The 26308-nt window shown below is 67.1% G+C and carries 25 protein-coding genes and 1 pseudogene; 11 read left to right on the top strand and 15 right to left on the bottom strand.

The window, feature by feature from the left end; all coding sequences use genetic code 11:
- Nucleotides 1-210: 210 nt before the first annotated feature.
- Nucleotides 211-647, top strand: a pseudogene (locus WJU17_RS12975) (VOC family protein).
- A 94-nt stretch (nucleotides 648-741) separates the two neighbouring features.
- Nucleotides 742-1038 carry a hypothetical protein gene (locus tag WJU17_RS12970; RefSeq protein ID WP_346327821.1) on the top strand — a complete coding sequence of 99 codons (297 nt, stop codon included), beginning with the start codon at nucleotides 742-744 and terminating at the stop codon, nucleotides 1036-1038.
- Between the two features lie 7 nt (nucleotides 1039-1045).
- On the opposite strand, the gene WJU17_RS12965 is transcribed toward WJU17_RS12970, so the two are convergent.
- The 3 genes from WJU17_RS12965 to WJU17_RS12955 are packed head-to-tail and all read right to left on the bottom strand — an operon-like array spanning nucleotide 1046 to nucleotide 4797.
- Entirely contained in the window at nucleotides 1046-1447 is a 402-nt protein-coding gene (locus tag WJU17_RS12965; protein WP_346327820.1) for an antibiotic biosynthesis monooxygenase, read from the bottom strand.
- Between the two features lie 42 nt (nucleotides 1448-1489).
- Nucleotides 1490-2338, bottom strand: a complete 849-nt coding sequence (locus tag WJU17_RS12960; protein WP_346327819.1) for a hypothetical protein — start codon at nucleotides 2336-2338, stop codon at nucleotides 1490-1492.
- Nucleotides 2335-4797, bottom strand: coding sequence for an AAA family ATPase (locus WJU17_RS12955; protein ID WP_346327818.1), 2463 nt, complete (start codon nucleotides 4795-4797; stop codon nucleotides 2335-2337). Before WJU17_RS12955 ends, WJU17_RS12960 begins: the two co-directional genes overlap by 4 nt.
- 62 nt (nucleotides 4798-4859) lie before the next feature.
- Between WJU17_RS12955 and WJU17_RS12950 the strand changes: the two genes are divergently transcribed.
- A complete protein-coding gene (locus tag WJU17_RS12950; RefSeq protein WP_346327817.1) occupies nucleotides 4860-6059 on the top strand; it encodes an aminotransferase class I/II-fold pyridoxal phosphate-dependent enzyme in 1200 nt (399 codons plus the stop codon).
- A gap of 86 nt (nucleotides 6060-6145) precedes the next feature.
- On the opposite strand, the gene rpoH is transcribed toward WJU17_RS12950, so the two are convergent.
- From rpoH to WJU17_RS12920, 6 genes are all read right to left on the bottom strand, one after another.
- Entirely contained in the window at nucleotides 6146-7018 is an 873-nt protein-coding gene (gene rpoH / locus WJU17_RS12945) for an RNA polymerase sigma factor RpoH (protein WP_346327816.1), read from the bottom strand.
- A gap of 156 nt (nucleotides 7019-7174) precedes the next feature.
- Nucleotides 7175-7921 carry a TIGR02186 family protein gene (locus WJU17_RS12940; protein WP_346327815.1) on the bottom strand — a complete coding sequence of 249 codons (747 nt, stop codon included), beginning with the start codon at nucleotides 7919-7921 and terminating at the stop codon, nucleotides 7175-7177.
- Nucleotides 7918-8841 (bottom strand): sulfite exporter TauE/SafE family protein, encoded by a 924-nt coding sequence (locus tag WJU17_RS12935; RefSeq protein ID WP_346327814.1) that lies wholly within the window; start codon nucleotides 8839-8841, stop codon nucleotides 7918-7920. Before WJU17_RS12935 ends, WJU17_RS12940 begins: the two co-directional genes overlap by 4 nt.
- Nucleotides 8842-9008: 167 nt before the next feature.
- The gene (locus tag WJU17_RS12930; RefSeq protein WP_346327813.1) at nucleotides 9009-9509 is read right to left on the bottom strand and encodes a periplasmic heavy metal sensor; all 501 of its coding nucleotides are present in this window, start codon (nucleotides 9507-9509) and stop codon (nucleotides 9009-9011) included.
- Nucleotides 9506-9943: a hypothetical protein gene (locus WJU17_RS12925; RefSeq protein WP_346327812.1), complete on the bottom strand. Its 438-nt coding sequence runs from the start codon at nucleotides 9941-9943 to the stop codon at nucleotides 9506-9508. The genes WJU17_RS12930 and WJU17_RS12925 overlap by 4 nt, the downstream gene beginning before the upstream one ends.
- Entirely contained in the window at nucleotides 9940-10575 is a 636-nt protein-coding gene (locus WJU17_RS12920; protein ID WP_346327811.1) for an RNA polymerase sigma factor, read from the bottom strand. The genes WJU17_RS12925 and WJU17_RS12920 overlap by 4 nt, the downstream gene beginning before the upstream one ends.
- Nucleotides 10576-10758: 183 nt before the next feature.
- On the opposite strand from WJU17_RS12920, the gene WJU17_RS12915 reads away from it, so the two are divergent.
- Both WJU17_RS12915 and WJU17_RS12910 read left to right on the top strand, forming a co-directional pair.
- Nucleotides 10759-12060 (top strand): FAD-dependent oxidoreductase, encoded by a 1302-nt coding sequence (locus WJU17_RS12915; RefSeq protein ID WP_346327810.1) that lies wholly within the window; start codon nucleotides 10759-10761, stop codon nucleotides 12058-12060.
- A gap of 67 nt (nucleotides 12061-12127) precedes the next feature.
- Nucleotides 12128-13159 (top strand): WG repeat-containing protein, encoded by a 1032-nt coding sequence (locus WJU17_RS12910; RefSeq protein WP_346327809.1) that lies wholly within the window; start codon nucleotides 12128-12130, stop codon nucleotides 13157-13159.
- 69 nt (nucleotides 13160-13228) lie between these two features.
- Here WJU17_RS12910 and WJU17_RS12905 read toward each other — a convergent pair whose 3' ends face one another.
- From WJU17_RS12905 to WJU17_RS12895, 3 genes are all read right to left on the bottom strand, one after another.
- Nucleotides 13229-14251 (bottom strand): 2-oxoacid:ferredoxin oxidoreductase subunit beta, encoded by a 1023-nt coding sequence (locus WJU17_RS12905; RefSeq protein ID WP_346327808.1) that lies wholly within the window; start codon nucleotides 14249-14251, stop codon nucleotides 13229-13231.
- Nucleotides 14252-14262: 11 nt separating this feature from the next.
- Nucleotides 14263-16140: a 2-oxoacid:acceptor oxidoreductase subunit alpha gene (locus WJU17_RS12900; RefSeq protein WP_346327807.1), complete on the bottom strand. Its 1878-nt coding sequence runs from the start codon at nucleotides 16138-16140 to the stop codon at nucleotides 14263-14265.
- 201 nt (nucleotides 16141-16341) lie between these two features.
- Nucleotides 16342-16830 (bottom strand): low molecular weight protein-tyrosine-phosphatase, encoded by a 489-nt coding sequence (locus WJU17_RS12895; protein WP_346327806.1) that lies wholly within the window; start codon nucleotides 16828-16830, stop codon nucleotides 16342-16344.
- Between WJU17_RS12895 and WJU17_RS12890 the strand changes: the two genes are divergently transcribed.
- The gene (locus WJU17_RS12890; RefSeq protein WP_346327805.1) at nucleotides 16715-17266 is read left to right on the top strand and encodes a 4a-hydroxytetrahydrobiopterin dehydratase; all 552 of its coding nucleotides are present in this window, start codon (nucleotides 16715-16717) and stop codon (nucleotides 17264-17266) included. The two genes, WJU17_RS12895 and WJU17_RS12890, sit on opposite strands and share 116 nt — an antisense overlap.
- 7 nt (nucleotides 17267-17273) lie before the next feature.
- On the opposite strand, the gene WJU17_RS12885 is transcribed toward WJU17_RS12890, so the two are convergent.
- Nucleotides 17274-18086, bottom strand: a complete 813-nt coding sequence (locus WJU17_RS12885) for a 3'(2'),5'-bisphosphate nucleotidase CysQ (protein ID WP_346327804.1) — start codon at nucleotides 18084-18086, stop codon at nucleotides 17274-17276.
- Nucleotides 18073-19416, bottom strand: coding sequence for a TldD/PmbA family protein (locus WJU17_RS12880; RefSeq protein ID WP_346327803.1), 1344 nt, complete (start codon nucleotides 19414-19416; stop codon nucleotides 18073-18075). Before WJU17_RS12880 ends, WJU17_RS12885 begins: the two co-directional genes overlap by 14 nt.
- A gap of 170 nt (nucleotides 19417-19586) precedes the next feature.
- On the opposite strand from WJU17_RS12880, the gene WJU17_RS12875 reads away from it, so the two are divergent.
- From WJU17_RS12875 to WJU17_RS12865, 3 genes are all read left to right on the top strand, one after another.
- A complete protein-coding gene (locus WJU17_RS12875) occupies nucleotides 19587-20249 on the top strand; it encodes a TetR/AcrR family transcriptional regulator (protein WP_346327802.1) in 663 nt (220 codons plus the stop codon).
- A gap of 68 nt (nucleotides 20250-20317) precedes the next feature.
- Nucleotides 20318-22156: an ATP-binding cassette domain-containing protein gene (locus WJU17_RS12870; protein WP_346327801.1), complete on the top strand. Its 1839-nt coding sequence runs from the start codon at nucleotides 20318-20320 to the stop codon at nucleotides 22154-22156.
- 5 nt (nucleotides 22157-22161) lie between these two features.
- Complete coding sequence (locus WJU17_RS12865) at nucleotides 22162-23085, top strand: alpha/beta hydrolase (protein WP_346328950.1); 924 nt, start codon at nucleotides 22162-22164, stop codon at nucleotides 23083-23085.
- Here the strand turns inward: WJU17_RS12865 and hisN are convergent.
- The gene (gene hisN / locus WJU17_RS12860; RefSeq protein ID WP_346327800.1) at nucleotides 23082-23888 is read right to left on the bottom strand and encodes a histidinol-phosphatase; all 807 of its coding nucleotides are present in this window, start codon (nucleotides 23886-23888) and stop codon (nucleotides 23082-23084) included. The genes WJU17_RS12865 and hisN overlap by 4 nt on opposite strands.
- A gap of 80 nt (nucleotides 23889-23968) precedes the next feature.
- On the opposite strand from hisN, the gene WJU17_RS12855 reads away from it, so the two are divergent.
- Nucleotides 23969-25090 (top strand): FAD-binding oxidoreductase, encoded by a 1122-nt coding sequence (locus WJU17_RS12855; RefSeq protein WP_346327799.1) that lies wholly within the window; start codon nucleotides 23969-23971, stop codon nucleotides 25088-25090.
- A 15-nt stretch (nucleotides 25091-25105) separates the two neighbouring features.
- Nucleotides 25106-26080, top strand: coding sequence for an NADPH:quinone oxidoreductase family protein (locus WJU17_RS12850; protein WP_346327798.1), 975 nt, complete (start codon nucleotides 25106-25108; stop codon nucleotides 26078-26080).
- Nucleotides 26081-26308: the final 228 nt, after the last annotated feature.

Below are 26308 nucleotides of genomic sequence, written 5' to 3'. Positions count from 1 at the left end.
TCAGTTCTGGATAACTGGCCGCCACAGGATCGTTTCACCAGCAAGATGCAACTTGCTGGATCAATGTACCAGCATTTCCTAGAAACAAATCCCACCTGACGGCTTCGTTACTGATCAGGTACCGGGGCTAGCAGGCCCCTTATGCAATATTCTGGTTAACATAGATGCTATGCCCCTGCAGCGACGAGCTCACCCATTCCGGAGAGTCCCATGTTCGCCTATGCCATGCTTGGAACCAACGATCTGGACCGGGCGGCCTGCTTCTATGATGCGTTGATGGAGCGACTGGGGCAGCCGCGATGCTGGTCCGGGGACAAGAGCGTTTCCTGGGCATCGCTGGACGATTACGGCATGCCGGGGCTTTGTGTCGGCCGGCCATTCGACGGCGCGCCGGCGAGCGTGGACAATGGGGTGATGCTGGCGCTTCGCGCGCCGAACGTCGAACTGGTCGACACCTCCATGCCATCGCGTTGGCGCGGGGCGGGTCGGAGGAGGGCGCGCCGGGCTTGCGGCCGCACTATGCGTTGGACTTCTACATCGCCGATGTGCGCGACCCTGACGGCAACAAGCTGGCCTTTGTCTGTTACCACGCGGATGGCCCGCAAGAGACGGTCGGCGACGCAGAACGCTTGCCGGACAACGCCTAGCGGGTGACAGCACGCGAGCCGCCATTGCGGCAGTTCCATCGCGAGCCTACTCTCCTGGATGACCCATTGTCATGGGATCGAGGGGAGCCTGCCGATGAAAACGTTGATGGTCTGCGCATGCCTGGCCGTGATGGCCGGATCCCTGCCCGCCCGGGCCGCCGATGCGGCGCCGCCGCGCGATGCCAACACGGTCGCGCCGCCGGACGAAGCGGCGGCGGCGCGCAAGGGCTATGATTCCTACAAGGCGCACAGCGACATGGGCGCGGCGGCGGCGCCCGGCAATCCGCTGCACGAGGCCCCTGTCGGCAGCGGCCACAACCCCCTTCACGAGCGCAAGGAAGCGGCGCCGGGGAAACCGGACGCGGCACCGGCGGACGCGCCCGCCCGCTGAGCGCGGCCTAGCGGCGGATCGGCGCGATCTCGAACGCCAGGTGCGCGGGCGACGGGTGATCGACGGGCGACGGGCGGCCCTGTTCGGCCATGCGCCGCCAGATTTCGTCCCAGCCGGGCAGCTCGGAGGCGATCTGCGCCCAGTGCACCACCGAGGCTTCGTCGCACCAGCCAGCCAGCCGCGGCATGACGGCGCGGTGGGCGCCGGACAGCATGAAATCGCGCATGGCCGCCTCGCCGCGCCAGACCGAGCAGGTCCAGAAGGTGCGCCGTGCATCGGCCAGCAGCTCGACCTCGATGCTGCCGGGGGCCGTGCGGGCCTGGCGCACCACGCGCAGCACATGCCAGGCGAAGGCCGGCATGGCGCGCCATGAGCGGATGCGCAACCGCGTGACGGAAATGAAGATCATGAATACAACCTCCGGATGTGCCGGAGATATAGCATGTCCGTATCAGGACACCAGTAGCAGGGGCACGCCCCGACCGGCGCTTTCATAGACACCGCGCACCGACGCGCCGGCGGGCGCCTGCCGGCCCATCACGAGGAGGCCGGGGGCAAGGCGCGCCAGTTCGCCGGCGAGGGCGGCGCCCTCGGCGAGGCTGGATTGCAGCACACGGGCGGAAAGGCCGCGCCGGTCCAGCCAGCCGCGTACGCTGCGCCGCCAGCGGGGCGCGGCGGGGCCGGACGGCAGCACCACCAGCAATTCCTTGCCGAGCGCCTCGGCCATGTCGCGCGCCGCCACCAGCAGGGCGGTGTCGCCCTCGAACAGGGCGATGACGGGCCGGTCGCGCGCCACGCCGTCGCCGAGCAGCAGCAGCGAGCAGGCATGGGTCTCCATGGCCTCGCACACCTGGCGGGCGGTGCGCGAGCAGATGGCGAACAGGTCGCCGGGCAGCGCCTCGAGCGCGGCCACCTGCTCGGTGTAGCCGGTGGCGGTGCGGAACGACCAGCGCACCCGGTCGCCCGCCGCGCGGGCCAGCGTCGCCTGCGCCTGCCGCGCCAGCCGGTCGAGCCGGTGATCGAGCCCGCCCCGGTCGATGGTGAGGGACAGGCCCGAGCGGCTGATGACCGTGCCGCCGAAGGGGAGCGAGACCATGGCCAGCATGCCGCTGGTCTTGACGAAGACGGCGGCCAGCTCGGCGCCGTAGGCGCGGGCCAGCCTGACGGCCGTGTCGATGGCGCCGCCGCCGAGGGATTCGGGCTCGAGCGTCAGGACGATGCGCGCGGGCGGCCGGTGGCTTCGGCGCGGACGCGCGGGGGCCGCCTTGTCGGTGTCCACATTGCCGGGCGCGGCGTTCATGCGTCGGTTTCCCAGCGGGGCGGGGCGCCGAAGCGCTGGCGCGCCTCGGCGAAACCATGCAGGCGGGCGGCGACGCGGGCATTGATGGTGCCGGGCGGAAACGCGCCGGTGTCGTCGGCCTTGCCGGCGGCGACGCCGGTCAGGATCTCGATGCCCTGGTCGATGCTGGAGACCGCATGGATATGAAACTGGCCGGCGCGCACCGCGTCGATGACCCGGCGGTGCAGCATCAGGTGCTTCACGTTGGCGGTGGGGATCAGCACGCCCTGCCTGCCGTTCAGGCCGCGCGCGGCGCACAGGTCGAAGAAGCCCTCGACCTTCTCGTTGACGCCGCCGATGGCCTGCACCTGGCCGCGCTGGTTCACGGACCCGGTCACCGCGAAATGCTGGAAGATCGGCACGTCGGCAAGCGCCGAGAGCAGAGCGTAGAGCTCGGCCGAGGAGGCGCTGTCGCCATCGACGCCGCCATAGGACTGCTCGAACACCAGGGTCGCGGACAGGGACAGCGGCATGTCCTGGGAATATTGCGCGCCGAGATAGCCCGACAGGATCATCACGCCCTTGGAGTGGAGCGGCCCGCCCAGCGCCACCGCGCGTTCGATGTCGATGACGTCGCCGCGGCCGAGCCAGACCCGCGCGGTGATCCGCGCCGGCTTGCCGAAGGCGGCGGCGCCGATGCTGTAGACCGAGAGACCGTTGATCTGGCCGACCATGGCGCCGGCCGTGTCGACCAGCACGGTCTGGCGGACCGTTTCGGCCTGCATGCGCTCGGCGATCCGGCTGACCCGCCGGCGGCGGGCGTCGATGGCAGCCTCCACATCCTCTTCCATCACGACCTCGCGGCCCGCCTTACCGGCGAGATAGTCGGATTCGCGCATCAGGTCGGTCAGATGCTCCACATTGGCCGACAGGCGCTCGGAATCCTCCTCCTCGCGCGACATGTCGTCGATCAGCCGCGCCACGGCCTGCCGGTGAAACGGCTTCAGATTGTCGCCGCGCGCGCGGGCGGCGACGAGGCGCGCCATCTTCAGGATGTTCTCGTCGGTGCGCACGACGCGCTCGTCGAAGTCGGCCAGCACCTTGAACAGGCCGGAGAATTCCGGGTCGTAGGCCTGCAGCGGATAGTAGACGTTGCCCTCGCCCATCAGCAGCACCTTGACCGACAGGGGAATGCCCTCGGGCTCCAGCATGTTGGTGGCGGGCAGGCCCATGGCGGTGAACACCGCCTCGATGCGGATTTCGCCGGCCCGCAGCGCCCGCTTCAACCCTTCCCACGCCAGCGGCTGCATCAGCACCTTGCGCGCGTCGAGGATCAGGTAGCCGCCATTGGCCCGGTGCAGCGCGCCGGCGCGGATCATGCTGAAATCGGTGACCAGCGCGCCCATCTCGGCCCGGTGCTCGATGCGGCCGATCAGGCGTTCATAGGTCGGCTCGTCCTCGAACACCACGGGCGCCGTGGCGCCCTCGGCATGCTCGACGATCAGATTGACCTTGTAGCGCCGGAAGAACACGTCCGGATCGGGCGGCGCGGGCGATGGCGGCTTGCCCTCGCCGCTTTCCTGCGGCGCCTGACCCTTCAGGAACTGGTCGATATTGTCCTTGAGGTCGGCCTGCACCGCGTCCAGATAGGCGGCCACGTCGGCAAGGTCGGCGTAGCGCTCGCGCACCGCGCGGATCAGGCCGCCGATGGCGAACTCGGCCGTTTCCCGGTTCAGTTCCTCGATCTTGCGGCGCACGTCCTTGAGCAGCGCCGGCATCTGCTGCATGGCCTCGCGCATGGCCTCCTGCAGCGCGGCGATATCGGTCTCGATCCGCTTGCGCGCGTCCTCGGGCAGCTGGTTGAAGGCCTCGGGCTCCATCACCTTGCCGTTCTCCAGCGGGGCGAAGCCGAAACCCATGGGCGTGCTGAGCAGCGAGATGTTCTTTTCCGCCGCCTTGGCGCGCATGGCGTCCAGCGCCTCGGCCTGGTGACGCTCCACATGCTCCTGGATGCTCTGGACGGCGTTGCGGTAATCCTCGCCGCCAAAGGCGGTGGCGAGGCCGGCGCGCATGTCGCGCACCAGCTGATCCATGGCCTTGTCGAACCCGGCGCCGCGTCCGGCCGGCAGGGCCAGCGCGCGCGGGCGGCGCTCGTCCTCGAAATTGTGGACATAGGCCCAGTCGCGGTCGGCGGGACGCTGCCGGGCGGTGTCCTGCACGATGCCCGCGACCAGCCGGTGCTTGCCGGTGCCGCGCGGGCCAACGGCGAACAGATTGTAGCCCGGCTTGTCCATGCCCAGCGCGAAGTCGATGGCCTCGACGGCGCGCTGCTGGCCGATGACGCCATTGGCCTCGGTGATCTCGGCGGTGGTCTCGAAGCCCAGCGCCGACGAATCGCACCGGCCGCACAGGGCGTCGCCGGGCAACGGCAGATGGTCCGGCGCGGGGGCCAGCGTGGCGGCGGTCTTCGGATCGGTCATGCGGTTCCTCCCTCAGGGAAAATAGGGGGAATGACCGGAAATGTCTTGATCGAAGCGGGCACATGAGGGAATTGGCGGGTCTGTCCGTGCTGAAAGCCTTGCCCATGAGCCCGAAGATTTCCCGCCGCAGCGACATTCCCGCCTTTCGCGTGATGGACGTGATGACCGCGGCCGCCGCGCTGGAGGCGCAGGGGCGGCATGTCATCCACATGGAGGTGGGCGAGCCCGGGCTGCCGACGCCGGCGCCGGTGGTGGCGGCGGCGGAAGCGGCCATGCGGGCGGGGCGGAGCGGCTATACGGTGGCGCTGGGCATCGCGCCGCTGCGCGAGCGCATCGCCCGGCATTATGGCGAGGCGTATGGCGCCGACGTGGACCCGCGCCGGATCGTGGTGACCACCGGATCATCGGCGGCGTTCACGCTGGCCTTCACCGCCTGTTTCGACATGGGCGACCGGATGGCGATCGGCCGTCCCTGCTATCCGCCCTATGAGCGGATCATGCGGACGCTGGGCATCGAGGCGGTGGAGCTGCGCACCAGCCTCGCCGACAATTTCCAGCCGACGCCGGCGCATCTGGCCTTCGCCGAGCGGCTGGACGGCCTGCTGGTCGCCAGCCCGTCCAATCCGACCGGGACCATGATCGACGGCCCCGGCATGCAGGCACTGGGCGATGCCTGCGCCGAGCGGGGAATCCGGCTGATTTCAGACGAGATCTATCACCGCATGGTGTTCGGCGGCGACCAGGTGACGGCGCTGTCGTTCAACCCGGACGCCATCGTCATCAACAGCTTTTCGAAATATTACTGCATGACCGGCTGGCGCATCGGCTGGATGGTGGTGCCCGAGGCGCTGATCCGCCCGGTGGAGCGGCTGGCGCAGAACCTGTTCATCTCACCGCCGACCATCGCCCAGCACGCGGCGCTGGCGGCGTTCGAGTGCACGCAGGAACTGGACGCGCGCGTCGACCAGTACCGGGCGAACCGCGACCTGCTGCTGGCCGAGCTGGCGCCGCTGGGCCTGCGCTTCGCCGACCCGCAGGGCGCGTTCTATCTTTACGCCGACGTGTCGGCCTTCACCGGCGACAGCGCGGCGTTCTGCCGCGACATGCTGGAGGGCGCGGGCGTCGCCACGGTGCCCGGCACGGATTTCGACGAGATCGACGGCCACCGCTTCATCCGCATGTGCTTCTCCGGCACCGGCGCCGACATGGCGGAAGCGGCGCGGCGGCTGAAAGAGTGGCTGCCAGGGCAGCGCCGGGGCTGAGACAAAAAGAAACGGCCTCCCGCCGTGTACGGGAGGCCGTTTCCGAAAGGGGCTCTCAATCCGCCGTTAGGCTGCGCAGGCCGCCGTCAGGCTGCGTAGGCCGCCGGCATGTCGGGGCTGCGCATGATCCGTTTCAGCTTCTCGAACGCCCGAACCTCGATCTGGCGGACGCGCTCGCGCGAGATGCCGTGTTCCTGCGAGAGGGCGTCGAGGGTCGGCGGGTCGTCGCGCAGGCGGCGGTTGATCAGGATGTGCTGCTCGCGCTGATCGAGAAAGGTCAGGCAGCGGCTCATCAGGGCGCGGCGCTTGGACATCTGGTCGTTCTCGGCCAGCATCTCCTCCTGCGAAATCTCGCCATCCTCCAGCCAGTCCTGCCATTCGGTGTCGTCCTCGTCCGAGATCGACACGTTCAGCGACTGGTCGCGGCCAAAGAGGCGCTGGTTCATGCTGATCACGTCTTCCTCGCTCACCTGCAACTGGTGGGCGATGAACGAGACCTGCTCGGGCGTCAGCGTGTCTTCCTCGATGGCGCGCAGATTGGTCTTCAGGCGCCGCAAATTGAAGAAAAGCTTCTTCTGGGCCGAGGTGGTGCCAAGCTTGACCATGGACCACGACCGGAGCACGTATTCCTGGATGGTCGCGCGGATCCACCAGAGGGCATAGGTGGACAGGCGGAAGCCGCGTTCCGGCTCGAAGCGGTCGATGGCCTGCATCAGCCCAACATTGCCCTCCGCGACGAGCTCGCCCAGCGGCAGGCCATAGCCGCGAAAGCTCTTGGCGACCTTCACCACCAGGCGAAGGTGACTGCCGACCAGCTGTTCGGCCGCGTGCGGGCAGCGCTCGCGCTGCCATGCCAGGGCCAGTTCCTGTTCGGTCTGGGCATCGAGAACATTGAAGCGCCGCATTTCCTTCAGGAACCGGCCCAAATTCTCGTCTGCAACAAAAGTAGCTCTCGACATCGTCACCCCGATTGGATCGTGGAACCTAGGGATTCCGTGCCCTCGTCACGTTGAACAATGATGCTGGAAACCTGAACGCTTCCTGAACGGTCGGGTTCCCGTTGTTCAGAAATCACTTTAAGTGGAATTGTGGGCTCAGCGGGGCGCTGGCGGGGCCTAGCGGGGGCGGAATACCAGGGCCGCGGTCCAGCCCGCCGCGACGGCGATCAGGATCGCGGCCAGCCCGTAGGCGAGCGGCTGGCTGTGCGCCGTGGTGTAAATCCACTGTTCCAGCCCCTGCTTGCCCACGGTGACGACGGTGGTGGTGCGCCCGATCTCGCGCCCGTCGCGCATCATCCGCACGATGACCCGGTAGTCGCCGACAGGCACGCGGGCAGGAAAGAAGATGTTGGCGCGGAACAGGTCGCCCGCCGGGAACGTGACCGCGTCATTCTCGGCGATGTACATGCCCGCGCGGCGGCGGTCGTCGACGATGGCCCGGCGCAGATCGGCGAGTTCATCGAGACCCACATCCTCGACCGACAGCAGCACCAGATTGGTCGGACCTATATTCTCGCGCCGCAGATAGTCGGCGTCGGCGATCTCTTCGAGCGGCCGATTGCTGGCGATGGCGTAGAAGCCCGGCACGTTGTGGAACCGCACCGGCCGGCTGTTGACCCAGATGCCGGCGACCCGCTGCTTGCGGTAGATGGTCATGGGCTGTTCGGGGCCATGGACCACGGCGATGATGTCGACATCGCCCGCGCCGCGCCCGGCGTTCTTCGACCCGAACAACAGCAGGCTGGTGCCGTTGAAGCTCGACGTGATGGCGATCTCGCGGCTCGACAGGTCGGTGGCGAGCGACACGGCGAGCGCCGGGGCCGGCGACAGCATCAACAGCAGGACGGCGAGCCAGCGGATCATTCGGCATCCACCAGAGTCGAGACGAAGTATCTGTGGCTGGGCGTGGCCACGAGGCCCCAGGCAAGCCCGAGGCACACCGTGATCACCGCCAGCGCCAGCAGGGCGCGCAAATGTTCGCCCTTCAGCTTCATGCCGGCCCGCGCCCCGAACTGAGCCCCGATGACACCGCCCGCCACCAGGATTAGCGCCAGCATCACGTCGACCGTGTAGGTGGTGGTGGCGTGCAGCAGGGTAACGGTGGCGGTGACGAAGATGATCTGGAATAGCGAGGTGCCAATGACGACGCTGGTCGCCATGCCAAGGATGTAGATCATCGCCGGGATCATGATGAAGCCGCCGCCGACGCCCATGATGGCCGACAGCACGCCGGTGAAGAAGCCGATGGCGATGGGCGGGATGACGCTGATGTAGAGCTTGGACTTGCGGAAGCGCATCTTCCACGGCAGCCGGTGCGCCAGATCATCGTGCCGGCGGCGCTTGGGCAGCGGCATGCCGCGCCGGGCGCGCAGGATGGCCCGCACGCTTTCGTTCATCATCAGCCCGCCGACGGTGCCGAGGAAGATCACGTAGCTGAGCGAGATCAGCAGCTCGACCTGCCCGAGCGAGCGCAGCAGATCGAAGATCACCATGCCAACGCCCGAGCCGAGCACGCCGCCGGACATCAGCACCGCGCCCATCTTGAAATCGACGCCGCCGCGCCGCCAATGGGCGATGACGCCGGAGACGGAGGAGGCCAGGATCTGATTCGCCTGCGTGCCGACTGCGACAGCCGGCGGAATGCCGACGAAGATCAGCAGTGGCGTCAGCAGGAACCCGCCGCCGACACCGAACATGCCCGACAGGAATCCCACACCGCCGCCCAGTCCCAGGATCAGGAAGACGTTGATGGAGAGTTCGGCGATGGGCAGGTAAATCTGCATGGGGATCGGGCGTTTCCCACTGACCTACCACCTGTATGCGCCGGATAGACCGTGGGCGCAACGGGTGGAGGGAAATTTAACCCCGGATCAGGCCGGACAGCGGCGGGACGTTGCCGCTTTCGGGAAACACCGCCATCTCGAGGGTCCCACGCGGCCCCCGTTGCCGGTCAGGGATGAGGTTCCAGCAGGGGCGGGGGCGGTCGATCCCGCTTTTCGTCACGGCGTGGATCGAACATCCGGCGCATGAAGCGCTCGCCGCCCTTGGCCAGCTTGATACGCTCGTCGCGTGGCAGCTTTGAGGCGGCATCGACGAAACTCGCCTGAACCGTTTCCTGGATCACATCCTGATGCTCGCGCACCCTGGCGAGCGCCGCCTCGAGAGCGGCCTGGTCGAACGGCTCGGCGGCCAGGGCATCGGCGACGCCCTGCCGCGCGTCGCGCATGGCCCCGAACTCCGAAGCGAGGGTGTCGCGCCGCGCCTGCACGGTCTCTTTCAGAACGGCGCGAGAGTTGGCGGAGAGGTGTTCTTCCATGCGGCCAAGCCGCACATCCGGGCCATGACGGTCGCGAGGATGTCCGGGATGGAAGAAAATCATCGCCGCGAACAGTCCGTTGAGGGCGACCGAGATGCCCAGCCCGGCAAGCAGCCACTTTTCCGCGCGCGTCATGATCCGCTTTCTCCGTCGAGGCTCTCGCCGAACACATAGTCGCTGATGTTCACCGTCTCGGCCTGTGCCGACATGGTCTGGCCGGGCGTGAACAGGCTGGTGGTGCCGATATAGAAACCCAGCACGGCGGCGGCGGCCAAACCGGCGAAGCGCGGCAGCACCATGGAGAAATCGAATCGCCAGCCGCCCGACGCCTTGCGCTCCTGCCGGACTCCGCGCGGCAGGGCCATCACCTTGTCCAGCGTGGCAGGATCGAGAGTGACGGGCGCCACCGACGCGATCAGGGCATCGAGCGCCGCTGCATCGGCCAGCACCTGGCGCGCCTCGTCAGACCGCTGCAGCAAACGACGCGCGTCGCCCTGCCGGTCACGCGGCCAGCGATCCAGATCGCCGCCCCAGGCCTCGGCCAAGTTCCTGAACTCGTTCTCGGTCATGGTTCTGTCCCCATCAACTCGTTCCTGAGCGGCGCCAGGCGTTGCTTCAGCGCGGCCCGCGCCCGCGTCAGCAGGCTTTCCAGCGCCTTGATGTTCACGTCGAGCACATCGGCGGCCTCCTTGTTGCTCAGACCCTGCAGGTAGCAGAGGCTGATGGCCGCCCGCTGGCGCTCGGGCAACTCGCCCAGCGCGCCATCGATCTGGCTGCCGACCTGCCGCTCGTGCAGATCGGCCTCGGCATCCTGGCGAGTGTCCGCCGGATCACCCGCGTCATCGAGCGGCACCAGCCGCCCGCGCCGCTTGCGCTGCCGGTCGATGCACAGGTTCAGCACGACCCGGTAGAACCAGGTAGTGAACCGGGCGCCGCCCGGCTGCCAGTTGGGCGCGCCGCGCCAGAGCTTCAGGAACGCCTCCTGCATGGCCTCCTCGGCCTCGGCCCGGTCGCCGAGGACGCGGGTCGCGAAACCCAGGCTCTGGCCCAGATGCCGCTCGACCAGCACGCGGTACGCGGCCTCGTCTCCGCCGCCGACCCGTTGCATCAGGGTCTCGTCGGACAGGACGCCAAGGGCCGCGGCGCCGGCCGCGCCGGAGGGCGGCGCGGTCGTCAGGGTCTCCGTCACCAAAGCGGTCATCTCCCAGGACGGTTTCACACACTCTATCCGATCGCCAAGCGTTGCCCTAAGCCCTGTTCTTGGCTATTAAACGAGGGCCTTCGGCAAACCCTTCGGCGCGGATGACTATATTTCGATATAGGCGCGCGGGCGGCCAACCGGGCACGGGGATTGAGTGAGACGTCATAGGGGAGAGGTAGGCTTATGGGCCTGACCGTAGCGATTGTCGGGTCCGGACCCGGCGGATTTTATTCGGCCGCCGCGCTGATCAAGGAACTGCCGGACTGCCAGGTGGATATCATCGACCGGCTGCCGACGCCGTTCGGGCTGATCCGGGCCGGCGTGGCGCCCGATCACCAGAGCAGCAAGAAGATCGCCAAGATCTTCGAGCGGACGGCCCAGAGCCCGCAGGTGCGGTTCCTCGGCAATGTGGAAGTGGGCCGCGACGTGTCCATCGCCGAGCTGCGCGGGCTGTATGACGCGGTGGTGCTGGCGACCGGCGCGCCCAAGGACCGGCGGCTGGGCATTCCCGGCGAGGATCTGGGCGGCGTCTACGGCTCGTCCGAATTCGTCGGCTGGTACAATGCCCATCCCGACTTCAAGGAGCTGGCGCCCAATCTGGAAACCGGCACGGCGGTGGTGATCGGCGCCGGTAACGTGGCGCTGGACGTGGCACGGCTGCTCGCCAAGACGGGCGACGAGGTGCGCGCCACCGACATGGCCCATTATGCCGCCGACGCCATCGACATCGCGCCACTGACCGACGTCTATGTGTTCGCCCGGCGCGGACCGCTCCAGGCCGCCTTCACCCACAAGGAGGTGAAGGAATTCGGCGAACTGGAAAACGCGGTGACGCTGGTCGATCCGGCGGTGCTTCCCGGCGATGACGTGGCGCTGGAGGACAAGGGCCGCGGCAGCCAGGAAAAGAACATCGGTTATCTGCGCGAATACGCCAAGAACAAGGGCGACGAGAAGCCGGTGCGTATTCACCTGCAGTTCTATGCCATGCCTGTCGCGATCATGGGGGAAGGCCGCGTGAGCGCCATCCGCATGGAGCGCACCAAGCTGACCGAGGATGGCAAGGTGGTGGCGACGGGCGAGACGTTCGAGGTGCCCTGCAACATCGTCGTGGCCTGCATCGGCACCCAGTCGACGCCGATCGAGGCGGTCGCCTATGACGAGCAGAACCAGCGCTTCCCCAATGTGGATGGCAAGATCGAGGACGGTCTCTACGTCGCCGGCTGGGCCAAGCGCGGGCCGAGCGGCACCATCGCCACCAACTTCCCGGACGGCAACGCCGTGGCCGAGCACATCAAGCTGCAGACTGCCGATGCCTTCAAGCAGGGCCCCGCCGGGCTGGACCAGATGCTGCGGGACCGGAACGTGCGGGTGGTCTCGTTCGAGGACTGGAAGCGAATCGAGGCGGCCGAGGAAGCCGGCGCCAGCCACGGCGCCCCGCGGCGCAAATTCACCAGTATTCCCGAGATGATCGCCGCGCTAGGGTAACTTTCTACCGCCCCCGGCGTTTCCGTCCCATCAAGGGTACGGATCAACAGCCATCCGGGGGTTTACCATGCGTTACATGCTTCTTGCCGTCGCCGCCGTGGTGGTGGTGCTGATTGGCGCGATCATCTGGGAACGGGGCGACGCGCCGAAGACCGTCGGCGATTCCGCCATGATCGTGCGCGTCGATGGCCGTTGCGGCGTCATCGACCGCACGGGCAAGTGGGTGCTGAACCCGCAGTTCGATGCTCTCTGGCCCTATGAAAACGGTCTCGCCGCCGCGCGCGATGGCGAGCTGTGGGGTTATGTGGACAAGGCCGGCAAATGGGTGATTCCGCCGCAATACATGGCCGCCTACATGTTCGGCGACAACGGGCTGGCGCTGGTCGAGACCGAGCAGGGCTTCGGCTATATCGACGCCAAGGGCCAATCGGCCATGGACACCCAGTTCGAGGCCGCCGCCGACTTTGCCGACAACGGGCTTGCCGCCGCCATGCAGGGCGGGCTGTGGGGCTATATCGACCGCAATGGAAAGTGGGTCATTCCGGCCCAGTACGATGAGGCCACCCTGTTCGACGAAGGCCTCGCCGCCGTCCGTCAGGGCGATCGCTGGGGCTATGTGGACAAGGACGGCAAGTGGGTGATCAATCCGCAGTTCTCGGCCGCCGGCGCCTTCCGCGACGACGACCGCGCCCTCGCCGCCCTGGACGGCCGCTATGGCTGGATCAACCGCAAGGGTGTCTGGGCCGTCAACCCGCAGTTCGACGACGCCGCGACCTGGTTCGAGGACGGTCTGGCGCCTGCCTCGCTGAACGGCCGCTGGGGTTTTGTCGACAAGGACGGAAAGTGGGCGATCAACCCGCAATTCCAGCAGGCGGGGCCTTTCGAGGACGGTCTGGCGCCGGCCGAGCTTGGCGGGCGCTGGGGTTACGTCGACAAGAAGGGCAAGTGGGTGATCAACCCGCAATTCGACAATGCCGGTCCCTTCGATGACGGCCTGGCACTGGCCCGGTTCGGAGACAGCTGGGGTTTCATCGACCGCAAGGGCAAATGGACCGTGAACCCGCAGTTCGATGGCATGGCCCGCGACTGCATCCTTTAGGCCGCCCCCCGCCGCACAAAAAAATGGGGCGCCGGAGGGCGCCCCATTCGCGTATGGGTCAGGCCATGATCAGTCGACGGTCCAGGTGCTGCCGGCGAACAGCAGTTCCTTCATGTCGGCGTTCGGCTTGGCGGTCTTGGCACGCTCGACCTGCTTGGAGACGCCCGCATCGTAGGTGTCCACCGGATTGCAGTAGATGACACCGACGACGACCGGCGCATCCGGACCATCGAGAGTCACCAGCATCTGGGCCAGCACCGCGTCGGTCTCGTCATGCACCAGAATCTCGTCCAGGGTCACGCCATTCTCGCCGATGGTGACGACCTCGAGTTCGAGCTTGTTCGGGTTGAGCCGCAGGCCCTTCTCGCCATTGGCGCCAAAGACGAGCTTGTGGCCGTTCTCGGCGCGCAGCTGACGGTCGGCGGCGGCCTTCTTCTCGGTGAAGTCGGCGAACACGCCATCGTTGAACACGATGCAGTTCTGATAGATCTCGACGAAGGAGGCGCCGCGATGGCCGTGCGCACGCTTCAGGATCTCCGGCATGTGCTTCTGGTCCGTGTCGACGGTACGGGCGACGAAGCGCGCGCCGGCGGCCAGGGCGAAGTTGCAGGGGTTGAGATTGCGTTCGATCGAGCCGCCCGGGCTCGACGGCGAGCGCGTGCCCGGCCGCGAGGTGGGCGAGTACTGGCCCTTGGTCAGACCATAGATCTCGTTGTTGAACAGCAGGATCTGGATGTCGACATTCCGGCGAAGCACATGCAGCAGGTGATTGCCGCCGATGGACAGGCCGTCGCCGTCACCGGTGACCATCCACACGTCGAGCTTGGGATTCGCCAGCTTGATGCCGGTGGCGAACGCCGGGGCGCGGCCGTGGATGGTGTGGAAGCCGTAAGTGGCCATGTAGTAGGGAAAGCGCGAGCTGCAGCCGATGCCCGACACGAACACGGTGTTCGCCGGATCGGCTTCAAGATCGGCCAGGGTCTTCTGCACCGACTTCAGGATGGCGTAATCGCCGCAACCGGGGCACCAGCGTACTTCCTGGTCGGTCGCGTAATCCTTGGCGGTCAGCTTCTGCGGAGCCATTTCGTTCATAATCGGTCTCCTTAGCCCACGAGGTCGCTGATGACCTGGGTCAGGTGGCTTACCTTGAAGGGCTGGCCATTGACCTGGTTCAGGCGAACGGCATCGACCAGATACTGGTCGCGCAGGACGGTGGCGAACTGGCCCTTGTTCATCTCGGGCACGAGCACCTTCTTGAACCCGCCGAGAAGCTGGCCCAGATTGCGCGGCAGCGGCCACATGTAGCGGACGTGGATCTGCGACACGTTCAGGCCCTGCGCCCGCGCGGTTTCGACGGCCCGGTAGATCGGCCCGAAGGTCGAGCCCCAGCCGACCACCACGAGATCGCCGGTTGCCTCGCCCTGGGCGATTTCCTGGTCCGGGATATCATTGGCGATGCCGAGCACCTTGTTCCAGCGCGTGTCGGTCATCAGCTGATGATTGTCGGCCGCGTAGGACAGGTTGCCGGTCTTGTAGTCCTTCTCGATACCGCCGATGCGGTGCTCGGTGCCCGGGTTGCCCGGGATCGCCCAGTTCCGCGCGAGCGTCTCCGGGTCGCGGGTGGACGGGCTGAAACCCTCGGCCTCGGTATGGAACTGCACCGGGAACGGCTTCAGGCTGTCGAAGTCCGGCACCGGCCACGGCTCGGCCGCGTTGGCCAGATAGCCGTCGGTCAGCAGGATCACCGGGGTCATGTACTTGGTGGCGATGCGCACGGCCTCGATGGCGACCTCGAAGCAGTCACCCGGCGTCGCCGAGGCGATGACCGGCAGCGGCGCGTCGCCGTTGCGGCCGTAGATCGCCTGGTACAAGTCGGACTGCTCGGTCTTGGTCGGCAGGCCGGTCGAAGGACCGCCGCGCTGCGAGTTCACAATCACCAGCGGCAGTTCGGTGGCGATGGCAAGGCCCATGGCCTCGCCCTTCAGGGCGATGCCCGGACCGGACGACGACGTCACGCCCAGCGAGCCGGCGAAGGACGCACCGATGGCCGAGCAGATCGCCGCGATCTCGTCTTCCGCCTGGAAGGTCACGACGCCATGTTCCTTCAGCCGCGCCAGCTGGTGCAGCAGGGTCGAGGCGGGCGTGATCGGATAGGAGCCGAACATGATGTCGAGGTTGGCCAGCTTGCCGCCCGCGACCAGACCCAGCGCCAGCGATTCCGCGCCGGTGATGGTGCGGTACACGCCCGGCGCCACTTCGGCGCGGCCGACGGTGGAATGGCTCAGGTCACCGGCCAGCTCGGCCGTCTCGCCGAAGGCGTGACCGGCGTTGACGGCGGCGATGTTGGCATCGGCCAGCTGCTGCGACTTGGCGAACTTGCCCTGCAGCCAGTCGACGACGGACTGTCGCTGACGGCCATACATCCACAGCATCAGGCCAAGCGTCCACATGTTCTTGCAGCGCATGGCCTCCTTGTTGGAGAGGCCGAATTCCTTGACGGATTCGAGGGTCATCTTGGTGATGTCGAGGCGGATCACCTTGTACGGGGCGATCGTGCCATCCTCGAGCGGGTTGGCCGTGTAGCCAGCCTTCGCCAGGGTGCGGTCGTTGAACGAGCCCGTGTCGACGACCAGCGTGCCGCCGATCTTCAGGGCGTCCAGATTGACCTTCAGGGCGGCCGGGTTCATGGCGACGAGCACGTCGGGCTGATCGCCCGCCGTCATCACCTTGCGCGCGCCGAAATTGATCTGATAGGCCGAGACACCAAAGGTGGTGCCGGTTGGCGCACGAATTTCCGCCGGGAAGTCCGGGAAAGTCGCCAGATCGGTGCCCATCAGCGCCGTCGAATGCGTGAACTGCGTGCCCGTCAGCTGCATGCCGTCGCCGGAATCGCCGGCAAAACGGATGACGACGGATTCAAGGCTCGCGGGGACGCGTTCGTCCTGGCTCGCCGTCGGCTTAGTTGCGAGATTGGTTGCCATCTTCTCCCAGCCCCATCCTTTCGGGGTCGAATTTTCGGCAGCAGTGCATAAATGCGCGCTGTCACACGGCTTACATACTACCACCCGGACCTTGCGGCAAGGCGAACATAGCAGCAAGACAGTCACCTATAACTGTGCCGGTATGTAGTCTGATGCCCCTAATGAATCAATCTTTAATGTAAAATATAATTAATCACACATTTAGTCTGTGTTTTGCTGCAGTGCGGCCCCGTTCCGCAGGTCAAGCAACAGATCCCGCGCGCCAGCTTCGATCAGAGCGAGTGCCGCCTCGAACCCGCCGTCGAAATAGGGATCGGGCACTTCGCGAGCGGAAACGCCTCGGGCGTGATCGAGGAAAAGCCGGGGCCGCGCCCCGCCGCCACGTGCCAGTCGCTGCAGCGCATCCAGGTTTTTCGCGTCCATGGCCAGGACATGGTCGAACCCGGCGAGGTCCTCGACTGTTGCTTGGCGGGCACGCTGGCCGGAAATATCGATGCCGCGCCAGGCCGCCGCCTCGATGGCGCGGCGGTCCGGCCGCTCACCCACATGCCAGTCGCCGGTGCCGGCGGAGTCGATGACGAAGGCCTCGGCGAGGCCTTCGCGCGCCGCGAGGTCGCGGAAAACCCCTTCGGCCAGGGGCGAGCGGCAGATGTTTCCCAGGCAGACGAAAAGTACCCGTGTCGGCGTCATGACGATCCCGTTGCGGCGGCGGCAGAGAGGCCAGTATGTCAGCGGCGCGCCGAACCTGAAGTATATAATGCCGGGGCGCCACCATTGCGCCCGACGGTGGCCGGCCCGATCATGGGGACGGCACGATCAGAGCGAGGGGATCATGAGCACGAAGAAACTGGAAGGCAAAGCCCGCGAGACGGCGCTGGCCGGACTGCGGGGCTGGGCCGAGGTGGCGGGGCGCGACGCCATCTGCAAGAGCTACCGGTTCAAGGATTTCAACGAGGCGTTCGCCTTCATGACCCGCGCGGCGCTGGCGGCGGAAAAGGCCGATCATCATCCGGAATGGTTCAATGTCTGGAACAAGGTCGACGTCACCCTGACGACCCATGACGCGGGCGGCGTGACGGACAAGGATGTGGCGCTGGCGCAGTTCATGGACGCGGCGGCGGGCTGAGGCGGCCTCAGTCCTTTTTCGGCATCTGCGGTTCGAACTCGCGCAGCTTGGCGACCAGCTTGGCCTGCAGCACCGGATTGGCGGCGATGACGTTCTGGTTCATGCCGCCCTTGCCGTGAAAGCGGTACGGCTCGCCGTTCCGGTTGGTACACAGGCCGCCGGCCTCGCGCAGGATCAGTTCGGCGGCGGCGATGTCCCAGTCGTTCTGCGGCTTCAGATTGATGCAGGCATCATGATCACCGCGCGCCACCAGCACGACCCGGTAGGCGATGGAATTAACCATGTGAATCTTCACCGGCGGCCAGGGCGTGCGCCAGTGCCGGTCATCGAACATGGCGCGGTAACCGATCATCCGCACGCCATCGAGACCCTGCTTGTCGCTGACCGAAATCGGCTGGCCGTTGCACAGCGCGCCGCCGCCCAGGCTGGCTTCGAAGAACTCGTCCGTGGCCGGGTTGAAGACGGCGCCGAGCACCGTCCGGTCGCCATGCACCAGCGCGGCGCAAATGGTGAAATGCGGCTTCTGTTCGATGAAGGCGCGCGTGCCGTCGATGGGATCGACCACCCAGGTAAAGGGCTGGTCCACGGCATGGGGCGCGCGTTCGGACTCCTCGGAGAGCCAGCCGTCGCCGGGCAAAGCGCCCAACAGCCGGTCCCGCAACAGGGCATCGACCGCCAGGTCGGCCTCGGTCACCGGATCGTCCGCGGCCTTTTCCCATTTCCGGAAACCGTCGCGGAAATAATCCATGGCCAGCGCGCCCGCGTCGCGGACGGCCTCGACCAGGACCTGCCGGCGGTGACTGAGGTCAATTTCCGGCAATGGTCATCCCGTCGATGCGCACCGTCGGGGCGTTGACGCCATATTTGAAGGTGAGGTCGCTGGCCGGGATCAGCGCCTTGTACATGTCCTTCAGATTGCCGGCGATGGTAAGGCCGCTGACCGGATAGGCCAGTTTGCCGTTCTCGATCCAGAATCCGGACGCGCCGCGGCTATAGTCGCCGGTGACGCCATTGACGCCCATGCCGATCATCTCGGTGATGTAGAGCCCGTCCTCGATGTCGGCGATCAGGTCTTCGGGGCTGGCCGAGCCCGGCGCCATGTAGAGATTGGTCACGCCGGGCGCCGGCAGACCGGTGCCGCGCGAAGCGTGGCCGGTGGTTTGCAGGCCGAGCTGGCGGGCCGACGTGCTGTCCATGATCCAGGTGGTCAGATGGCCGTCGGCGACGATCTCGCGCCGCGAGGTGGCGACGCCCTCGCCATCGAACGGCTTGGAGCGCGGGCCGCGCGGGCGCAGCGGATCGTCGATCACCATGATGCCCGGCGCGAAAATGGGCTGGCCCAGGCTTTCCTTAAGAAAGCTGGTGCCGCGGGCGATGGCGCTGCCCGAAATGGCACCGGCCAAGTGGCCCAGCAGGCCCCCGGCGACGCGCGGTTCGTAGACGACCGGCACGCGGCAGGTCTTGTGCGAGCGGGCGTTGAGGCGGCGCACCGTGCGTTCGGCGGCGCGGCGGCCGATGTCGGCGGCATCGTCCAGATCGCCGCGGTGCCGCGCGGAATCATATTCGTAGTCGCGCTCCATGGCGGTGCCTTCGCCCGCCAGCACCGACACGCCCAGGGCGAAGCTGGTGTTTTCGTAGGTGCCGGCGAAGCCATGCGAGGTCGCCAGGGAGATACGGCCCCGGCTCCAGCTGGCGCTGGCGCCTTCCGAATTGGTGATGCCGGAAACGGCGCGGGCCGCATCCTCGGTGATGCGCGCCTGCTCGATCAACTCCTCGGCGCCCGGTTCGGACGGATCGATCATGTCCAGATTATCGGGCCAATGCCGCGCCAGCAGCGCTTCGTCGGCGAGCCCGGCGAAGCGGTCCTCCGGCGCGTAACGGGCCATGTCGACCGCGCGCTGGGCGATCAGCGCCAACGCCCGCGGCGCCGTATCGCTGCCCGAGACGACCGCCTGCTTCTTGCCGATGAGCACGCGAAGACCGACATCCCGGCCCTCGGAGCGCTCCAGATCCTCCATCTGACCCAGGCGGCACGACACGCCCAGCGAGGCGCTTTCCAGCAGGACCGCGTCCGCCGCCTCGGCACCCGCGTCACGGGCCAGGGTCAGCAGCGTGTCCAGGATATCGAGGGAAGTCCCCCGTTCAGTCATGATACGTCCTTACGAAATTGAGCGGCGCACACTATAGAGTGCTTTGCGTCGGCGTGAACACCGGTTACCGACCGGCAACTCCGGCCAAACCCGCCCTATATCAATTGTCATGCAACCGTCCGTTCCCGTGGCACAAAACCTAAACTGTGGTGTAGATTGTGCTTCCCAAGATGAACAGTGCCCCTCTACACACACGGCAAATGGCCCACCGAGACGCCGAAGCAACCAGAAAAAACATCCTGCAGGCCGTGGGCCGGGTCTTGTCCCGCGACGGCTTTACCGGCCTTGGCGTCAACGCCATCGCGAAGGAAGCGGGTATCGGCAAGCCGCTGATCTACCGCTATTTCGGCGGGCTCGGACCGCTGCTGGAGGAATTTGGCAAGGACGCCCATTTCTGGCTCGCGGTGGCCGACATTTCGGCCGAGGCGCAGCACGAGACCAAGGGCCAGCGCGTCGACGACTATGCCGAGCTGATCCGGCTCGCCATCATCTGCTATACGCGCATCCTGCGGCAGCGGCCCATGATGCAGGAGATCATGGCCTCGGAGCTGACGGCGCCGCCGGAAGTGATCGAGCCGCTGGCCCGCGCCCGGCGGAACGCGGCACGCGAATCCCAGCGCAAGTTCATGCACGGCGTCGAGGCGCCGGAAGGTGTCGACGCGGACGCGATCTACGCCATCCTGCTGGCCGGCTTCCAGCACCTGACCATGCGGGGCCGGGTGACGCCGGACTTCTGGGGCATCCCCGTGCGCGAGCCCGAGGACTGGAAGCGGCTGGAGGATGCCATGGGCACCATTATCCACCGTGTGTTCCAGACGCCGGAAAAGGCCTGAGCGCCACCGCGATGCGCGGGCGCCACTGCGCCATTCCCTGCCGCGCCGCGACCTGATACATCGTGGCCATGAGCCCACCGATCCTCGCGCTGAAGAATGCCGGCCTCACCTATGGCACCGCGCCGCTGTTCAGCGGCGTGGAACTGGCCATCTCGCCCGGTGACAAGGTGTGCCTCGTCGGCCGCAACGGCAGCGGCAAATCGACCCTGCTCAAGGCCCTGGCCGGGATCATCGAGGTCGACAAGGGCGAGCGCTTCGTGCAACCCGGGACCAAGGTGGCGTATCTGCCGCAGGATCCGTCGCCCGACCCCAAGCTGAGCGTCAACGACTACGTGTCGCAGGGGTTGGACGATGACAATCGCGACCAGCGCCAGTACCGGGTCCGCGACCTTATCGGGACGCTGGGCCTCGATCCGGAGGCGCTGGTCGGCACCCTGTCGGGCGGCGCGCTGCGCAAGGCGGCCATCGCCCGCGCCTTTGTCGGCGACCCGGACGTGCTGCTGCTGGACGAGCCGACCAACCATCTGGACATCGCCACCACCCTATGGCTCGAGAAAACCCTGGCCAGCACGCCCATGGCGCTGCTGCTGATCAGCCACGACCGGGCCTTCCTGCGGGCCGTCACCCGGCGCACCTTCTGGCTGGACCGGGGCAACATGCGGGTGATGGAGAAGGGCTACAGCGCGTTCGACGAGTGGTCGGAGACCATTTTCGCCGAAGAGGAGGCGGTCCGGAACCGGCTTGAGAAGAAGCTGATCGAGGAGACCGAGTGGCTGCACAAGGGCGTGACCGCGCGCCGGCGCCGCAACCAGGGCCGGCTGCGCGAGTTGCACGCGCTGCGCGACAAGCGCCAGAAGCAGCTGAAACAGCCCGACAAGATCGAGCTGGACCTGCAGGACGGCCCGCCCGCCGGCCGCCGTATCGTCGAGGCGCGCAACATCAGCAAGTCCTATGGGGGCAGGACCATCATCGACGGCTTCTCGACCCGCATCATGCGCGGCGACCGGGTCGGCATCGTCGGCCCGAACGGCGCGGGCAAGACGACGCTGATCAAGCTGCTGACGGGCGAAATCCGGCAGGATTCCGGCCAGATCAAGCTGGGGACCAACCTGGAAGTCGCCTATTTCGATCAGACCCGCGCCCGGCTCGATCCCAAGCGCACGCTTTGGGAAACCCTGACCGACAAGGAAATCGGGGGCGGCGGCGATTCGGTCAACGTCCAGGGCGTGGTCCGTCACGTGGTCGGCTACCTGAAGGATTTCCTCTTCGACCCCAGCCAGGCGCGCCAGCCCGTGGGCGCGCTGTCGGGCGGCGAGAAGAACCGGCTACTGCTCGCCAAGCTGTTCACCAAGCAGTCCAACGTGCTGATCCTGGACGAGCCCACCAACGATCTCGACATGGACATGCTGGACGTGCTGGAGGACATCGTCGCCTCCTATGCGGGCACGGTACTGCTGGTCAGCCATGACCGCGACTTCCTCGACCGCATGGTCACCAGCACGATCAGCTTCGACCCGGACGGAAAAGTCCGTGAATATGCCGGCGGCTATTCGGACATGCTGATGCAGCGCGGCGGTATCCAGGCGATGATGCAGACCGACAGTGTCCCGGCGCCCGCCGCGGCAAAGGCCCGGCCCGCCGATGCGCCGCGCACCGCGCCCAAGCCGAAGATGACCTACAAGGACCAGCGCGAGCTGGAAAACCTGCCGGGCGAGATGGAAGCGCTGGAGCGCGACATCGCCAAGATCGAGGGACAGCTGGCGGACCCGCGCGAGCTGGCGCGCGACCCGGACGCCATCGCCAAACTGGCCAGGCTGCTGGACACCGCGCGCAAGCTGCTGGAGCGCAAGCAGGACCGCTGGCTGGAACTGGAAATGATGCGGGAAGACCTGGAGGGCGCCGCGTGACGCCGATGCCGTCGCCGCCGGGCGGGACGTTCGCGACCTTCCGGGCCGATGACGGCGCTGTTTTGCGCTATGCCTTCTGGCCCCGGCCGACGCCGCGCGGCACGGTGGTGATGCTGGGCGGCTTCACCGAGTTCATCGAAAAGCATTTCGAAACCATCGGCGACCTGCTGTCGCGGGATTTCGCCGTCGCCGCGCTGGACTGGCGCAGCCAGGGGCTGTCGCAGCGATCCCTCGCCAACCGTCAGAAAATTCACGCCACAAGCTTCCGGCGTTATGCCGACGATCTGGAACAGTTCATCGAGACCCGGGTCGCCCCCACCTTGCCAGGCCCCATCCTGCTGCTGGGCCATTCCATGGGCGGGCACATCGCGCTGCGATATCTGCATAACCGGCCCCCGGCGATCATCGGAGCGGTGCTGTCGGCGCCCATGCTGGATATCGCGCTGCCGACGCGTCTGCGTTGGCTGATCGGCGCGATCATCGACACCGGCGTCGGCCTGGGCTTTTCGGACGCCTACGCGCCGGGAAGCCGCGACTATGGTTCCCACAAGCAGGTCTTCGATGGCAACAGGCTGACATCGGACCCGCGGCGCTTTGCCGCCACCCATGCGCAGATCGCGGCCAATCCGGATCTGGCCTCGGGCGGCGCCACCTATGGCTGGCTGAAGGCGGCGCTGCGGTCCATCGCGCTGTTCGAGGACCGGGCCTATCTGGACGGTTTCCGTACCCCGGTCTGTATTGTCCAGGCCGGGGAGGACCGGATCGTGTCCAACTCGGCGCAGGACCGCTTCGCCGCGCGTGTGGCCTGCTGCGAACTGCACCGCATCGACGGGGCGCGCCACGAATTGCTCAAGGAGAGCGATCCGCTTCGGGACGAGTTCTGGCGCGTTTTCGACGACTTCAGCCGCCGGATACTGAACGAGGCTTAAGCCCGGTTCAGCGCCTCGAGCGCCGCGGCATGGACCCGCCTGTCGCCCGCCGCCAGGATACGCCCGGCATTCCAGGCCGGCTCGCCTTCCCAGTTGGTGACGATGCCACCCGCGCCCTCGACGATCGGGATCAGCGCCTGGATGTCATAGGGCTGCATGGCGGCCTCGACGATCACGTCGAGCAGGCCGTGCGCCAGCATGCAATAGGCGTAGCAGTCGCCGCCGAAGCGGCGCAGCTTCACCTGCCGCTCGACCCGCTGGAATGCCGGCATCTCGCGCGCCGGCTCGAACATGTCCGGAGTGGTCGCGTAGAGTACAGCGTCGGCCAGCCCGGCGCAGGGCCGCACCGCGAGCTTCCGGTCGCCGAGGAAGGCCCCGTTCGGGGCGCCGACGAACCGCTCGCCGATAATCGGCTGGTCCATGATGCCGATTACCGGGCGGCCATGTTCGGCGAGCGCGATCAGCGTGCCCCAGGTGGGAAAGCCGCCGATGAACGAGCGGGTGCCATCGATGGGGTCGAGCACCCAGGTGAAACGCGCGCCCCACTGGGCGCCGTGCTCCTCGCCATAGACGGCATGATCAGGATAGTGGGCGGCGATCAGGTCGCGCATGGCGCTTTCGGCATCCCGATCGGCGGCGGTGACCGGATCGAAATCAGCGAGGCGCTTGTTATCGACCGCGCCGGAGGCGCGGAAATGCGGCCGGATCACCCTGCCGGCGACATCGGCGAGCCGATGCGCGAAAGCGAGCAGGTCGGCGATCTGTCGGGTGTTCAGCGGTTCGCCGGTGTCGGTAGCCGTCACGGATTTCCCCTTGCGCGTCCTGGTTCCGTGCCTAGGTTAGGCACTCCATGCCAACAGGGGAAGCCGGAAGCCGCCGCATCATGCAGGACTGCGATTTTCTCATCATCGGCGCCGGTATCGCCGGGGCCAGCGCGGGTTACTTTCTCAGCCGCCACGGTTCCGTGGCGCTGCTGGAGCGCGAGAGCGCGCCCGGTTATCACACGACGGGCCGCTCGGCCGCGTTCTACGCGCCGTCCTATGGCGGCCCCAACATCCGGCCCCTGACCATCGCCTCCGGCCCGTTCCTGCGCCAACCGCCGGACGGTTTTTCGGACAGTCCCCTGATGCACGAGCGCGGCGCCCTCTACATCGCGCGCCAGGACCAGCTCGCCACGCTGGACGCCTTCGCCGCCGCGCTGCAGGTGCTGGAGCCGGATGTAAGCCGGATGGACGGTCCGGCGGCCCGCGCGCTCTGCCCGGTGCTGCGCGAGGACTACGTGGCGGGCGGGCTGTTCGAGCCGGAATGTTCCGACCTCGACGTGAACGCGGTGCATCAGGGCTTCCTGCGCGGCCTGAAACAGCACGGCGGCAGGGTCGTCACCGATGCCGCCGCCTCGTCGATCACCCGCATCGACGGTCTCTGGACGGTGGAGACGCCGTCGGGGACATGGCGCGCGCCGGTGCTGCTGAACGCGGCGGGCGCATGGGCGGACGATGTGGCGCGGCTGGCCGGTCTGGCGCCCGTGGGGATGCAGCCGCTGCGCCGGACCATCGTCATCCTGCCGCCGCCGCCGGGCTTCGCGCCGACATGGCCGGTGGTGCTGGACATCGACGACCACTTTTATTTCAAGCCTGAATCCGGGCGGATTCTGGCCTCGCCGGCGGACGAGACGCCCAGCGATCCGGTCGACGCCCAGCCCGAGGAACTCGACATCGCCATCGCCATCGACCGCATCCAGCAGGCAGCCGACATCCCGGTGCGGCATGTGGAGAACAAATGGGCGGGCCTGCGCACCTTCTCGCCCGACCGCACCCCGGTGGTGGGCTTCGAGCCCGACGCGCCCGGCTTCTTCTGGTTCGTCGGCCAGGGCGGCTACGGCATCCAGACCGCGCCGATGATGGGACGCCTCGCCGAAAGCCTGATCGTCGCGGGACGGATGCCGGAGGAACTGGACGGCTTCGACGTCGCCGCCGCCAGCTATGCCCCCGACCGATTCCGCTAGACCGAGAGAGATGCCATGAAAGCCATCATGTGCCGCGCGTATGGCGACCTGTCCGTGCTGAAGCTGGAGGAGATCGCCGATCCGGTCGCCGGACCCGGCCAGGCGCTGGTGCGCATCCGCGCCTGCGGCATCAACTTCGCCGACAGCATCATGACGGCGGGCAAGTACCAGAACCAGCCCGAGCTGCCCTTTACGCCCGGCTCGGAAATCGCCGGCGACATCGTGGCGCTGGGCGCGGGCGTCGAGGGCTTCTCGGTCGGCGACCGGGTGATGGGCCTGCCGGGGCGGGGCGGCTATGCGGAGCTGGTGGCGGTGGACGCCGGCCGGCTGACCCGGCTGCCCGACGGCCTGAGCTATGAGCAGGCGGCCAGCTTTGCCGTCACCTACGGCACCAGCCATGTGGCGCTGCTTCACCGGGCGCGCCTGCAGGCGGGCGAGACCCTGCTGGTCCACGGCGCGGCGGGGGGCGTCGGCCTGACGGCCGTGGAGATCGGCCGCATCATCGGGGCGCGCATCATCGCCACCGCCGGAGGACCGGAGAAGCTGGCGATCGCCCGTGCCGCCGGCGCCCACGAGACCATCGATTATCTGAGCGAGGACATCCGCAAGCGGGTCAAGGAACTGACCGGCGGGCGCGGCGCGGACGTGGTCTACGACCCCATCGGCGGCGACGTCTTCGACGCCTCGCTGCGCTGCGTCGCGTTCGAGGGCCGCATCCTGGTGATCGGCTTCGCCGGCGGCCGCGTGCCGCAGATCCCGGCCAACCACGTGATGGTCAAGAACGTGGACATCATCGGCGTGAACCGGCCGAGCTACGACACGCTGGCGCCCGAGGTGTCGCGGCGCAGCCAGGAGCAGCTGCTCGACTGGCTGGCGGAAGGGAAATTGCGCCCGCTGGTCTCCCGGACATTTCCGCTCGAGCGCGCGGTGGAGGCGCTGGACTCGGTGGTGACGCGCAAATCGACCGGGAAGGTCGTCATCACCCCGTGAGTTCGGCCGCCGCCCTTCACAACCAACTGATTTCAAAGGATTTTCGGAAAGCCCTTGATTACCGGCGCCCGGGCTCTCATATTAGAGATGTACCTTTGGCGCGATTTCTCGCGAGAAGGTACTGCCCTTCGTGGGCGTTTCCTCCCTAAACTTGGGCCACTTCAGGCAACTGAAGTGGCTCTTTTTTTGTCCGTACGTCGCACGTGGGACCTCCCGGAAAACAAAGAG

The organism is Iodidimonas sp. SYSU 1G8, assembly GCF_039655775.1.
Taxonomy (GTDB): Bacteria; Pseudomonadota; Alphaproteobacteria; order SMXS01; family SMXS01; genus RI-34.
This window is presented reverse-complemented; position numbering and strand designations above follow the sequence as displayed.